Annotated in this window: 14 protein-coding genes and 1 riboswitch; all 14 genes read left to right on the forward strand. The window is 48.7% G+C overall.

Features of this window, described 5'->3' with window-relative positions:
• Positions 1-371: 371 nt before the first annotated feature.
• The 14 genes from GVJ32_RS09640 to GVJ32_RS09705 all read left to right on the forward strand — a co-directional run bounded on the left by GVJ32_RS09640 (position 372) and on the right by GVJ32_RS09705 (position 11,941).
• Positions 372-764: a flagellar basal body-associated FliL family protein gene (locus tag GVJ32_RS09640; RefSeq protein ID WP_435808077.1), complete on the forward strand. Its 393-nt coding sequence runs from the start codon at positions 372-374 to the stop codon at positions 762-764.
• A gap of 10 nt (positions 765-774) precedes the next feature.
• Positions 775-1,722, forward strand: a complete 948-nt coding sequence (locus GVJ32_RS09645; protein WP_159239858.1) for a flagellar motor switch protein FliM — start codon at positions 775-777, stop codon at positions 1,720-1,722.
• A gap of 9 nt (positions 1,723-1,731) precedes the next feature.
• Entirely contained in the window at positions 1,732-2,133 is a 402-nt protein-coding gene (gene fliN / locus GVJ32_RS09650) for a flagellar motor switch protein FliN (protein ID WP_200841394.1), read from the forward strand.
• Positions 2,133-2,621, forward strand: coding sequence for a flagellar biosynthetic protein FliO (gene fliO / locus GVJ32_RS09655; protein WP_159239859.1), 489 nt, complete (start codon positions 2,133-2,135; stop codon positions 2,619-2,621). Before fliN ends, fliO begins: the two co-directional genes overlap by 1 nt.
• A complete protein-coding gene (fliP, locus tag GVJ32_RS09660) occupies positions 2,618-3,364 on the forward strand; it encodes a flagellar type III secretion system pore protein FliP (protein ID WP_435808076.1) in 747 nt (248 codons plus the stop codon). Before fliO ends, fliP begins: the two co-directional genes overlap by 4 nt.
• 55 nt (positions 3,365-3,419) lie before the next feature.
• The gene (gene fliQ / locus GVJ32_RS09665; RefSeq protein ID WP_159239860.1) at positions 3,420-3,689 is read left to right on the forward strand and encodes a flagellar biosynthesis protein FliQ; all 270 of its coding nucleotides are present in this window, start codon (positions 3,420-3,422) and stop codon (positions 3,687-3,689) included.
• A gap of 7 nt (positions 3,690-3,696) precedes the next feature.
• The gene (fliR, locus tag GVJ32_RS09670) at positions 3,697-4,473 is read left to right on the forward strand and encodes a flagellar biosynthetic protein FliR (protein ID WP_159239861.1); all 777 of its coding nucleotides are present in this window, start codon (positions 3,697-3,699) and stop codon (positions 4,471-4,473) included.
• 3 nt (positions 4,474-4,476) lie between these two features.
• Positions 4,477-5,604, forward strand: coding sequence for a flagellar biosynthesis protein FlhB (gene flhB, locus GVJ32_RS09675; RefSeq protein ID WP_159239862.1), 1,128 nt, complete (start codon positions 4,477-4,479; stop codon positions 5,602-5,604).
• Between the two features lie 133 nt (positions 5,605-5,737).
• The gene (gene flhA / locus GVJ32_RS09680) at positions 5,738-7,843 is read left to right on the forward strand and encodes a flagellar biosynthesis protein FlhA (protein ID WP_200841395.1); all 2,106 of its coding nucleotides are present in this window, start codon (positions 5,738-5,740) and stop codon (positions 7,841-7,843) included.
• A gap of 81 nt (positions 7,844-7,924) precedes the next feature.
• Positions 7,925-9,274 carry a flagellar biosynthesis protein FlhF gene (flhF, locus tag GVJ32_RS09685; protein ID WP_159239863.1) on the forward strand — a complete coding sequence of 450 codons (1,350 nt, stop codon included), beginning with the start codon at positions 7,925-7,927 and terminating at the stop codon, positions 9,272-9,274.
• Positions 9,275-9,414: 140 nt separating this feature from the next.
• Positions 9,415-10,242 carry a MinD/ParA family protein gene (locus GVJ32_RS09690; protein WP_159239864.1) on the forward strand — a complete coding sequence of 276 codons (828 nt, stop codon included), beginning with the start codon at positions 9,415-9,417 and terminating at the stop codon, positions 10,240-10,242.
• On the forward strand, positions 10,239-10,970 hold the full coding sequence (locus GVJ32_RS09695; RefSeq protein ID WP_159239865.1) for an RNA polymerase sigma factor FliA: 732 nt from the start codon (positions 10,239-10,241) through the stop codon (positions 10,968-10,970). Before GVJ32_RS09690 ends, GVJ32_RS09695 begins: the two co-directional genes overlap by 4 nt.
• A 50-nt stretch (positions 10,971-11,020) precedes the next feature.
• Positions 11,021-11,473: a DUF2802 domain-containing protein gene (locus GVJ32_RS09700; protein WP_159239866.1), complete on the forward strand. Its 453-nt coding sequence runs from the start codon at positions 11,021-11,023 to the stop codon at positions 11,471-11,473.
• A 132-nt stretch (positions 11,474-11,605) separates the two neighbouring features.
• Positions 11,606-11,941, forward strand: coding sequence for a DMT family transporter (locus GVJ32_RS09705; RefSeq protein ID WP_159239867.1), 336 nt, complete (start codon positions 11,606-11,608; stop codon positions 11,939-11,941).
• A gap of 75 nt (positions 11,942-12,016) precedes the next feature.
• Positions 12,017-12,132, forward strand: a riboswitch (TPP riboswitch).
• Positions 12,133-12,156 lie beyond the last annotated feature (24 nt).

Below are 12,156 nucleotides of genomic sequence, written 5' to 3' on the forward strand. Positions count from 1 at the left end.
CCCGACACCCGACACCCGACACCCGACACCCGACACCCGACACTCACCATCCGCCATCCGCCATCCGCCATCCGCCATCCGACTAAACCTACACCCGCTGTGGTTATTACTAATGGTGCCAATTTTCTGTGTTGATACAGTGGCTCAGGGTTTTGCCAAGTCCGCCAAATTATTGTCGTTTTTATGTTCTGTATTAGTAAGCTACTGTTATTTAAAGATAATTTTGGTTGGCATAGGGCTTGCTCTAACTCTGTAGGAATGCTGATTTTGTGGCGGCTAAGGAATTTGGAAAAGCTATGAATAAGAAAATTATTATGATCGCAGTGCAGATCTTGGNCTTGGCCGGCGCAGTGGGGGGGACATGGTTTTTTATGAATGATCCCGCACCCGAGCCTGTGGCCGGTGACAGCGCCAGCGCTGAAGCTGCTGCAGCCAGTCAGAAAAAGGAGCCTGAGTATTACAGCCTGTCGCCTTCCTTTGTTATTAATTTACAGAATGAACGCAGCATTCGATTTTTAATGATTGAAATAGAATTAATGTCGCGCCGCGATGATGTGTTCTCTCGTATTGAACAATACGAACCCCGCATTCGAAACGACTTGCTAATGCTGTTTAGTAATTTAGACCGCGAAGCAGTCGCTACCGTCGAACAGCGTCAGAATCTTCAGGAACAAGCGCTAGTCACAATCAATGGCGTGCTGACTTCTGAATCTGGTAAGGGCGGTGTAGAGGCTGTCTACTTCACCAAGTTCGTGATTCAGTGAGGGTGACGACATGAGCGATATTCTCGACCCAGAAGAATTAGAAGCGCTGATGGCCGGTGAGGATGAAAACGATCCCAGCCGCGCGAAATATAATTTAGCTCGTCAAGACTATGCTATCCAACGTTTGATTCCCGCCCTGTCACTTATTCAGTCTCAATTTGCTACGGCGACCAGAGATCGCATGCGTGAGTTTGTATCGTCGGTTGATGCAGTGCGGGTCGATAAAATAACGGTAATGAAATTTGATGAAATGCTGAATACCTTGCCGGCGCCCTGCAGCATTTCGGTGGTGCGCGGATTACCCATGAATGCGAATATTTTATTGGCATTCGAATCTGATTTGGTTTTTCAGATGGTCGATCGCTACTTCGGTGGTTCCGGTAGCCTTCAAAAAGGTCAACGTGAACAGCTGTCGGTATCAGAGTTTAGCTTTATGGAAATGCTCAATGCTGCGCTGCTAAGTGACATCGGCACTGCCTGGAAATCGGTTATTAAAACTGAGCCAAGTATCGCCACCCAAGTTAGTGATCCGCGCATGTTGGACAGTATAGGCGAAGCAGATTCACTGGTCGCGACCCGCTTTATTGTTAACGTTGGTGAGTTCTCTGGTGGGCTGTGGTCGATAGTGCCGTGGAGTGCCATAGACGCGGTGCGCGATAGTTTAAGTGACCCCGCTAAACCGACAACAAAGGCTTCGAGCGCAGATTGGCGTGAACGCTTGAGGGAAGGTTTGGAGATGGCACCGATTGAACTGGTAGCCATTTTGGCGGAAACCCGTATGAGTTTAAAGCGAGTTTCATTATTGAAAATTGGTGATGTTATCGACATTCCGTCGGCAGAAGACGTTGTTCTTATGATCGATGACACGCCGTTTATGCATGGTCGATTTGGCAGCAATGACGAAAAGCTTGCTGTTCGTTTGACCGGCAGGTCGGAAACGAATCGACATCAGCACTGAGGACGAACGATGACTGATCAAATAAATGACGAGCAAATCAGTGGCGGTAGTGAGGCTCCACAACATCAAGCTGCCACAAAAGAAAGCGCTATTTTGACTGAAAAAAATGCCACACACACCAAAACGGAAAGAACAGGAAGCGGGCGCATGACCAAGGATATGAGTCTGGACATGATTATGGACGTCAACGTAAGTGTTGCCGTTGAAGTAGGTAGAACAAAAATGAGTATCCGTGATCTGCGGGATTTGAATCAGGGCGCGATTATTGAGTTAGATCGTGCAGCGGGCACACCATTGGACGTCCTAGTGAACGGCACGCTGGTCGCACGGGGTGAAATTGTTGTGGTGAAGGATAAGTACGGCATCATGCTGACCGAAGTAGTTGGTCAAGATGATCGCGAGCGTCACTAATGCCTAGTTTAGTTGCTTGCCTCATCCGCCGAGTAATTAGCTTGTCGCTCTGTGTTCCAGCCTTGCTGCTGTCGCAGCCATTGTGGGCAGAAGAGCAAGCGACTAGCGCAGTGGCATCGGCGAGCTTACCTACTGGGCCGTCTTTCGATGTTACTGGAATGATTGGCAGTTTACTGTTTGTGATTTTATGTATCGTTGGCTTAACGTGGATACTTAAACGCAGTCGTTTGGTGGCCGCAACAGGGCAGAGCGGTGTGAGCTTAGTGTCACAAATTCCGCTCAGTATGAAAGAAAAACTGATCGTAGTGCAGGTAGGTAATGAAAAATTGTTACTGGGTTGTACGGCGGCGGCAATCAATACATTGCACAGCTGGCCATCTGCGCCAGATGATGAAAACACCAAGCCCCCAGAGTCGGCCTTCGCAAAGTTATTGGCTAAGCGTCAACTGACGCCATCGGCCACAAAGAACACGGGAGAGCAGGTATGAAGCTCTCGCGTATTGCAATGTTGCTTTGCCTATGTGGATTTCCGCTGCTAGCCAATGCGGCGCCCTTAGCCTTGCCGGCGGTGACGTCGGTGCCGACACCGGCTGGTGGTCAAGAATATACTGTGTCGCTGCAATTATTGGCGGTGATGACGGCGCTGACCTTATTGCCAGCAATACTATTAGGCATGACGGCCTTCACTCGTATCATGATTGTATTGTCGATCTTGCGACAAGCACTAGGTACAGGCCAAACGCCATCTAACCAAATATTATTGAGCCTCGCACTGTTTCTTACCTTGTTCATTATGCATCCGGTGGCAGAAGTGGCTTATACCGATGCCATCAAACCGTATATTGCGGAAGAGATTAATTTTGACCAAGCACTTGAACGTGGCTTCCAACCCTTTCGAGAATTTATGTTGCGGCAAACCCGCGAAGAAGATATCGGCCGTTTTGCCGAGATCGCTGGTATGCAGCAGTTTGATAAACCAGAGGACGTGCCGTTCACTATTTTGATGGCGTCATTTCTTACAAGCGAATTAAAGACCGCATTCCAGATTGGCTTCTTATTATTCATTCCCTTTGTGGTTATCGACCTTGTTGTGGCTAGTGTATTGATGTCGATGGGTATGATGATGTTGTCCCCCATGATGATTTCGTTGCCCTTCAAGATTATGTTGTTTGTGTTAGTCGATGGCTGGGGCTTGGTTATGGGCTCATTGGCGGCGAGTTTCTATCAATGACGACTTCAACGGCAGTGGCAATACCCGCGATAAACCAATTCAATGAGGCCTTGCTATGAATGCAGACACGGTAATCGAAATCGGCCGTCAGGCTATGAACGTCACCGTCCTTTTAGCCGCGCCTTTGTTGTTGTCGGCACTGGCCGCAGGTTTGGCCATAGGTATGTTTCAGGCGGCAACTCAAATTCAAGACATGACCTTGAGTTTTATTCCTAAGCTAGTTGTGTTGATTGTTGTTATGGGGATCACCGGGCCATGGATGCTCGGACAGCTTATTGATTATACCCGCCAATTATTTGCCATGATTCCGAGCTTAGTCGGGTAAGCTTGACGTGATTGCGCCGACGCCAGACCAGCTCAGTATTATGCTCGCATCCGCGTGGTTGCCGTTTCTGCGTATTGGTGGGGCGATGCTAACCGCGCCATTGTTTAGCGCTGCGTATATTCCGCCACGGGCGCGTATCCTGCTTGCTGTGTTTATTACCGCCGCTATTTTACCGATGTTACCTGCGCCGCCGGTGATGAATTTAATTGGCTACGAGGCGATCTTACTCGCCGCTAATGAATTACTTATTGGGGTTTGCATTGGCTTTATTGTTCAATTGGTATTTGACGCTATTATCCTAGCCGGCCAGATTATTGCCATGGGGATGGGGCTCGGATTTGCGATGATGGTAGATCCACAGCGCGGAGCCCAAGTACCGGTTTTGTCGCAGTTTTTATTAATTTTTGTCATGCTTATTTTTGTCGCCATGAATGGCCACATCGACTTTTTGGCCTTGCTGGCACGTAGTTTTGAATATTGGCCAGTGGCTGGCGACGGCGTCTCGCCAGACCAACTTAACGTTGTATGGATGCGCGGCGCAGAGCTGTTTACGGGTGCCATTAGAGTCGCCATTCCCGCCGTTGTGGCTTTGTTGGTGGTGCAGCTTGCCGTTGGTATTGTGAGCCGCGCAGCGCCGACCTTAAATTTATTTGCGGTGGGTTTTCCTATTGCGATGTTAATCGGGTTTTTGGTGGTTGATCGCCTGCTGCCAAATTTATTGCCATTACTCACGTCTATGTTGGGCAGCGCGTTTATTGCTGTCGAACTGTTTCTTGGAGCCTGATCTGTGGCTGAGAACGAAGACGGTCAGGAACGCACAGAAGAGGCATCGGCCAAGAAATTGGCCGATGCCAAAAAGAAAGGCCAGGTAACACGCTCAAAAGAACTCACCACCATGATGGTGACAGTAGGCGGCGCTGCGATGCTGCTTTTTACGGGGGGAGAATTAGCCCTAGCGTTAAAGGACTTATTGGCGAGTAGTCTCTCGCCGGAGTTTTTATTGGTAGAGAGCGAAACACTTATCGTATCGCGTTTGTATAAAACGCTGGTGACTGGCCTACTTTCAATTTGGCCAATACTTGCTATAGCCTTGGCTGCAGTAATGGTGTCATCAACTATTCTGGGTGGTTGGACCTTTAGTCTAAGCGTGAAGCCAGAGCGAATGGATCCCATTAAAGGCATCGCCAAATTGTTTTCCTTGCGCAGTCTGGGGGAACTCGGTAAAGCCATCTTGAAAATGGTATTTATCGGTGTGGCTGCGGTGTGGCTACTGTCAGGTATGGCCGATGATATTCTTGCCTTGGGGCTGCAGTCTCCCAAAGATGCCATAGCTCATAGCGCGCGGCTATTGGTGTGGTTTTTCTTTGTGGTGAGTTTGCCGCTGGTCGCGATAGCGGCGGTGGATGTACCGTGGCAAATATGGAATTTTAATAAAGAATTAAAAATGACCCGCCAAGAAGTGCGCGACGAGCACAAGGAATCTGACGGTCGTCCAGAAGTAAAAGCCAAACTACGTGAAATGCAGCAAGCGGCTGCGAATAATCGCATGATGGAGAAGGTACCTACTGCGGATGTGATCATTACCAACCCCACCCATTTTGCCGTCGCCTTGAAATACGATGAAGCTCGCATGGGTGCACCTATGCTATTGGCTAAAGGTGCCGACAATATTGCCGCAAAAATTCGTGAGCTGGCGGCCGAGCATGATGTGCCGATTGTAGAGTCGCCGCGTTTGGCAAGGGCGGTTTTTGCCAGCACAGATTTAGACGCGGAAATTCCCGGCGGCTTGTATTTGGCTGTGGCACAAATTTTGACCTATGTATACCAATTACGGAGCTGGGAAACGATGGGCGGCGACTACCCCGAAGCACCAGAGCCTGAGATTGCGGATGAATACTTGGGCAATCTTCTGTAAGTACACCTAGCATCCGTATTTACCCTTATCTTTATTGGCCCCCTTGTTGCAACTCTATTCTATAACGACGAAATATTGGCGCATTAGTAGTGTGTCCATTACTGCGCAACACGTTATAGATAAGAGACCAAATATGGCGACACAAGCACTAGTAATGCCGGGATGGCTACAAAAGACCGCAGATAGCGGTATTGGTGTGTTGCTATTGTTAATTGCATGTTTGGGTATGCTCGTTATACCTATGCCGCCATTCCTACTGGATCTATTATTTACCTTCAATATTACTTTGTCGCTGGTCATTATTTTGGCGGTAATTTACGTCGAGCGACCCATCGATTTCTCGGTTTTTCCGACGGTTTTGCTATTGGCCACCTTGCTGCGCTTGGCCTTGAATGTAGCGTCAACCCGAGTTGTCTTATTAGAAGGTCATACTGGCCCGGGCGCGGCGGGTAAGGTAATTGAATCCTTCGGCGAGTTTGTTATCGGCGGTAATTATGTCGTCGGCATTGTGGTATTCATAATACTGGTTGTTATCAATTTTGTGGTAGTAACTAAGGGTGCAGGACGGGTGTCTGAGGTAACTGCGCGCTTCACTCTAGATGCCATGCCCGGCAAACAAATGGCAATAGATTCAGATTTAAACGCCGGTTTATTAAATCAGGAAGAGGCGAGCCGTCGCCGTGAGGAAGTGCGTACCGAGGCTGATTTTTACGGCTCTATGGATGGTGCTAGTAAATTTGTACGCGGCGATGCCGTGGCCGGCATTATGATTTTGTTCATTAATGTTATCGGTGGTCTTGGGGTCGGTATGGCCCAGCATGGGCTGTCGTTTGCGCAGGCCATGCATAACTATACGTTGCTCACCATCGGCGATGGTTTGGTGGCGCAGCTACCTTCTTTGCTACTGTCTACAGCGGTGGCGATTATTGTGACGCGGATCTCTCGCTCACAAAATATGGGCAAACAAATTGTTAGCCAAATGTTTGCCAACCCAAATGTCTTGTATATGTCGGCAACATTGCTAGGTCTTATCGGCATTATCCCGGGCATGCCTAACCTTGTGTTTTTATTGTTGGCCGCAGCCTGCGGTGGTAGTGGCTGGTGGATGCAAAACCAAAAGAAAAATACGCCAGAATTGCTCGATGAAGATGAAAATATTGAAGAATTGCCCGCCGCACGGGAACCCAGTGAGCTTAGCTGGGATGAAGTTACACCTATGGATGTGGTCAGTTTAGAAGTTGGTTACCGCTTAATTCCACTCGTAGATCGCAATCAAGGGGGCGAGCTGATTGCAAGAATTACCGGTGTGCGTAAAAAACTATCTAAGGATTTGGGCTTTTTAATTCAGCCGGTACATATACGCGATAACTTAGAATTGCAGCCAAGCAGCTACCGTATCCAGTTGTTGGGAGACACGATAGCGCAGGGCGATATTCAGGCCGGCAAAGAATTGGCGATTAATCCCGGCGGTGCGCACGGTACTTTGCGTGGCGCAGCGACTAAAGACCCGGCCTTTGGCATGGATGCAGTGTGGATAGATTCTAGCCAGCGAGATCAAGCGCAAACCCAGGGCTACACCGTGGTAGATCCTTGTACGGTTATTGCCACACACCTAAGTCAAATTATTAAACAACACGCTCATGAGTTATTAGGCCACGAAGAAGTTCAGCAACTATTAGATCGCCTAGCTAAAACAGATCCACGTTTAGTTGAAAACGTGGTGCCGAAACAATTGCCACTCAGTATTGTGGTTAGGGTTTTGCAAAACCTGCTAAAAGAAGGTGTGTCGATTAGAAGTATTCGCATGATCGCCGAAAGTTTGGCGGAGCAAGCACCGCGTAGCAAAAATCCTGACGAATTATTGGAGGGTGTTCGTGTTGCCTTGGGACGAATGATTGTTCAGGAAATCAATGGCTTAGAAGAAGAATTGCCGGTTTCTGCACTAGACCCTGATTTGGAACAGTTGTTGCAAGACATGTTGCGAGGCAATGCTGGCGCGGCGGGATTAGAACCGGGGATCGCAGAGCGTTTACAGAATGAATTGGCTGAATATAGTCAGCGCCAAGAAATTGCCGGACAGCCCGCTGTAGTATTGGTGTCACCGTCGATACGCTCTTGGGTGTCACGATTTACGCGGCGCAGCGTGCCAGGTTTAGCGGTGTTGTCGTACAACGAAGTACCAGACAGCAAGCAAGTAAGGTTGTTATCAACCATCGGTCAGCAAGGGCGCCTAAATTAGCATGTTTGAAATAGCGTTTAGGGCTGTGACGAAGATTAAGTTAATGCATTTCTTGAGAAATGAAATGTGCTGGAGAAGCTTATGCAAGTAAAAAAATATCAAGCCGCTGACACTCAGCAAGCGATGCGTCTGGTACGCGCAGCACATGGCCCCGACGCCGTTATATTAGATTGCCGCAGTATTGCCGGTGGTGTCGAAGTTGTGGTCAGCCTTGAAGAACTGATTGAAAGCAGCGCGCCAGCCACGCATTCCTCAACAATGTTTGCATCTGCTCAGGCCAATTTGGCATCTTCGCGCGATACCAGAAGTGAGCGCGAGCCAACGGCGTTGGATGCCTTGTTTAATCGTCGTAAGAAAGCGGAGGAGCAATCGGCACCGGTTGCTGCTAAGGAGACTGTTGCGCCTAATCGCGAAGCCGCCGCCGGCCCGCAAGTTGTTTGGTCGCAGAACGAAGAGCTGCTGACCATGAAGCACGAGTTGGCGTCGATGAAAACCATGCTCATGGATCAACTTAAAGGCCATAGCTGGCAGCAGGCCAGTCATCAAACTCCTGAATATGAAGAGTTGAATGCCTTTCTCTCGGCAATGGATATCGATCCGGCTTTAGGCAAGCAGTTGTGCGCTGAGATTCCCGCTGATGAAACGACGAGCTTGCAGCGTGAAATGCTCAAAATGTTATTGATAAAAAAATTGTCGGTAGCTACGCCTCCAGCTTCAGGTGCGATTTGTTTAGTCGGCCCACAGGGTGCCGGTAAAACCACAACAATCGCCAAAATTGCCGCGCAATATGTTCTTACTCATGGCCGCAGCGATATTGCAATCTTAACGACCGATACCGCCAGAGTTGGCGCTCAGGAGCAGTTGCGGGCTTACGGTCGTATTTTGCAAGTGNCGGTTCACGTTGCTGCAGATGAAGAAGAGGCGGTGAAAACCTATCGCTTACTTCGCAAAAAGAATTTAGTTCTGATCGACACAGCGGGTATTTCTTTCCGAGATAAACAGGGCATTAGCGAACTTCATCGCTTAGTCGCGGCGATGCAAGGTGTGCAGGTGTTTTTAACGTTGCCCGCAGATACTGAGAACTATGTGCAAAGTGAAATTATCGATGCCTACGCTGCGTTTAATGCCAGCGGGGCAGTACTGACTCGGATTGATGAAGCCATGCGTTTAGGTGGCGCGATGTCTAATTTAATTCAGCACCGTCTACCTTTGGTGTGGTGTGCGAATGGCCCTCGGGTTCCGCAAAATTTGTCCGCTGCGGATGCCTCAAAGTTAGTGAATATGGCTGTTCGTATGACCAAAGCCTTTGAGCATAAGCGCCAGCCGAGTACGGCGCCGCAAGAGCCTGAGAAACGTGCAGAATCTGCACCGGCGGAGGTGGCAATGGCTAGACAAACTCAGCGTGGATCGTCATTAAATGTGCGAGTTTAGCGCAATATAATCAATATGTTAGTGATAGTGCGTAGATCAATGTTAGGCCAAAGATCATAAGATAAAGGAACGATAGTTTAATAATCCGCTGCCATCGAAACTGGGGTGGTGAAAAATGTATCGGGAGAGTGATAAAAACAATGAGCGCAGTAAAAGTAATAGCTGTCAGCAGTGGTAAAGGTGGCGTTGGTAAAACCAATGTGTCGGTAAATTTGGCGTGCCAATTAGCGCGACGCGGTAATCGGGTATTGCTGATGGACGCTGACCTTGGTCTTGCCAACGTCGACATTATGTTGGGCCTCAAGCCGAAATGGAATTTGTCTCACGTACTGGATGGTAAGTGTTCAATTGAGGATGTTTTGGTTCCTGGCCCCGACGGCATATCAATCATTCCAGCCGCTTCTGGCATAAAGAAAATGGCGGAGTTGGGTAATGATCAGCACACGGCGATTGTTCGTTCTTTAAGTTCACTGAGTGGCGATTACGATGTGATGATTGTTGATACCGCAGCAGGTATATCTGACAGCGTTATTACTTTTAGTCGTGCTAGCCAATATGTGCTGGTGGTGGTGACTGACGAACTTACCTCGATGGCAGATGCCTATGCACTCATCAAAGTAATGAACCGCGATGCGGGCATAAAACGTTTTAAGGTGCTGCGCAATATGGTGAATAGCCATGATCAAGCGCGGGATGGTTTCGAGCGTTTAAATGAAGTGGCACAGAGATTTTTGGATGTCACCCTAGAGTACGCCGGATTTATTCCCCGCGATCCGTATTTAATTAAGGCCGATACTCGCCAAAAGGCGGTCAGTGATTTGTACCCTGGTGCAGAGTCCTCAATGGCGTTTAGACGTTTGGCAGAAGTCGTTGATAAATGGGATATGCCAACAGGCCCCAGTGGCAATATCGAATTCTTTGTAGATCGCATGTTTAGTAATGACGCGGTAGCAGGAGCGGCGATGTGAACGGGCACTCCGCTTACCTAAATGTGCAGTACGGCAGCCGCGAAGAGCTGGTGAGTCGTCATGCGCCTTTGGTTAAGCGAATTGCCTATCACTTGGTGAGTCGCTTACCGGCTAGTGTTGAAGTAGATGACCTAATTCAGGCGGGAATGATTGGTCTGCTAGAAGCGGGCAGCAATTACCAAATGGACAAAGGCGCCAGTTTTGAAACCTTTGCCAGTATTCGTATTCGCGGTGCCATGATCGATCAAATGCGTCATAGCGGCTGGGCGCCGCGCTCTGTTACTCGTCAATTGCGTGAAATGAGCGAAGCGGTGCGCAAGGTTGAGAGCCGCCTAGGGCGAGAGGCAACGGCGAATGATATTGCTGATGAAATGGATATTTCATTAGACGAATACCATGACATCTTGCGAGACACGAGTTCTGTGCGCTTATTTAGTCTCGATCAAATGAGTGATGGTGAAGGCGATACCATCGATATTGGTGGCGGAGATGATCGCTACGCACCCTTAGAGAATGTTTTAGAAGATGATTTTCAGCACGCGCTTGCCAGTCAGATTAATGGCTTACCAGAACGCGAAAAGTTGGTGATGGCCCTGTATTACGAAAACGGTTTGAACCTCAAAGAAATTGGCGAAGTTATGGAAGTGAGTGAATCGCGGGTGTGCCAAATTCACAGCCAAGCCATCGTTCGCCTTAAAGGGCGGCTCAGTGAGTGGACTGCGGCGTAGCATAGTGAGCCTCGGCGTGATGAACAGTGCGGTATTAAGGTGAGATAACAATGACTAAATATGAGTATTTGCAGTTCCCGATGAAATTCCTTGAGTGGTGCCAAAATTTAAGCGAGGCATCGCTATTAGGCTTGCTACTCAGCTTGGTCGGCATTGGCTTGCTGATGTTTATGTTAAAAGCTCGTCGGGTTGATGGCGGTGTGGCTGAGGTGAAGCAAGAGCCTGCAGGCAGTGCTTTGGTGGCGGCATTGGAACGTAAGATTGATGATCAAAGCTCCGCAATATCAATGTTAGGTGAGCGAATTTTGGCCTTAGAAGAATATTTAGAAATGCTAGGCGAGCGTCAGCAGCGCAGCGACGCCGATAAAAAGGACGCACGCTTTTATCAACAAGTTAGCACCATGGCTGGTCAGGGTATGGCTGCCCCGGAGTTGGCGCAGCGTTGTGGTATCTCTGCCAGCGAGGCAGATTTGATTATGGCGCTGTCTAAAAAGGCACATTGAGTGCGTAAGCAAGATGCGGCTCAAACAAACTGAGTCGCCTATTTCTTTTTCATTCCATATTTTTCTTGGCTTTCCCTTACACTCTTGCTTCCGGCATAGTTGTCATTAGCAGCATGGCATAGAGGGTAAGTTATGAACACGTATATATACTTGGCGATAGCAGTCATTTCTGAGGTCATCGCCACCAGTGCATTGAAGTCATCGGACGGTTTTTCAAAGTTGATGCCTAGTATCGCGGTTGTGCTTGGCTATGGCATTGCATTTTATTGCTTATCCATTGTGCTGCGCACCATGCCTGTTGGCATTACCTACGCTATTTGGTCGGGCTTGGGGGTGGTGCTAATAGCCATTGTCGGTCTGCTATATTACGGTCAGAGGTTGGATTTGCCCGCCTTGTTGGGAATGTGTTTAATCGTGGCCGGCGTCGTGGTGATTAATGTGTTCTCAAACAGTGTGACTCATCAATAGCTGGCTACGGCCTCAAAACGTCAGTTAGCTTAGCGATAATTCCCGCCACAAAGCAATTCTGCTATAGTCTCGCTCGAAAAACCTAAGGGGTGGCTGCGGCCTGAGATGCGGTAGATTTGAATGAGTCTACCTTGCAAACCCTTGAACCTGATCCGGTTAATACCGGCGTAGGAATAGGTGTAACGTCAAAAATCCTCTTCTAGCGCGTACCGGGT

This window comes from Zhongshania aliphaticivorans, from assembly GCF_902705855.1.
GTDB lineage: Bacteria > Pseudomonadota > Gammaproteobacteria > Pseudomonadales > Spongiibacteraceae > Spongiibacter > Spongiibacter aliphaticivorans_B.

Bases quoted from the DNA above. Each gene is read 5' to 3' on its own strand.
- GVJ32_RS09640 (WP_435808077.1), top strand. From the start codon at position 372: ATGAATGATCCCGCACCCGAGCCTGTGGCCGGTGACAGCGCCAGCGCT.
- GVJ32_RS09645 (WP_159239858.1), top strand. From the start codon at position 775: ATGAGCGATATTCTCGACCCAGAAGAATTAGAAGCGCTGATGGCCGGT.
- flhA (WP_200841395.1), top strand. From the start codon at position 5,738: ATGGCGACACAAGCACTAGTAATGCCGGGATGGCTACAAAAGACCGCA.
- fliP (WP_435808076.1), top strand. From the start codon at position 2,618: ATGAAGCTCTCGCGTATTGCAATGTTGCTTTGCCTATGTGGATTTCCG.
- fliN (WP_200841394.1), top strand. From the start codon at position 1,732: ATGACTGATCAAATAAATGACGAGCAAATCAGTGGCGGTAGTGAGGCT.
- GVJ32_RS09705 (WP_159239867.1), top strand. From the start codon at position 11,606: ATGAACACGTATATATACTTGGCGATAGCAGTCATTTCTGAGGTCATC.
- GVJ32_RS09690 (WP_159239864.1), top strand. From the start codon at position 9,415: ATGAGCGCAGTAAAAGTAATAGCTGTCAGCAGTGGTAAAGGTGGCGTT.
- GVJ32_RS09700 (WP_159239866.1), top strand. From the start codon at position 11,021: ATGACTAAATATGAGTATTTGCAGTTCCCGATGAAATTCCTTGAGTGG.
- fliQ (WP_159239860.1), top strand. From the start codon at position 3,420: ATGAATGCAGACACGGTAATCGAAATCGGCCGTCAGGCTATGAACGTC.
- fliO (WP_159239859.1), top strand. From the start codon at position 2,133: ATGCCTAGTTTAGTTGCTTGCCTCATCCGCCGAGTAATTAGCTTGTCG.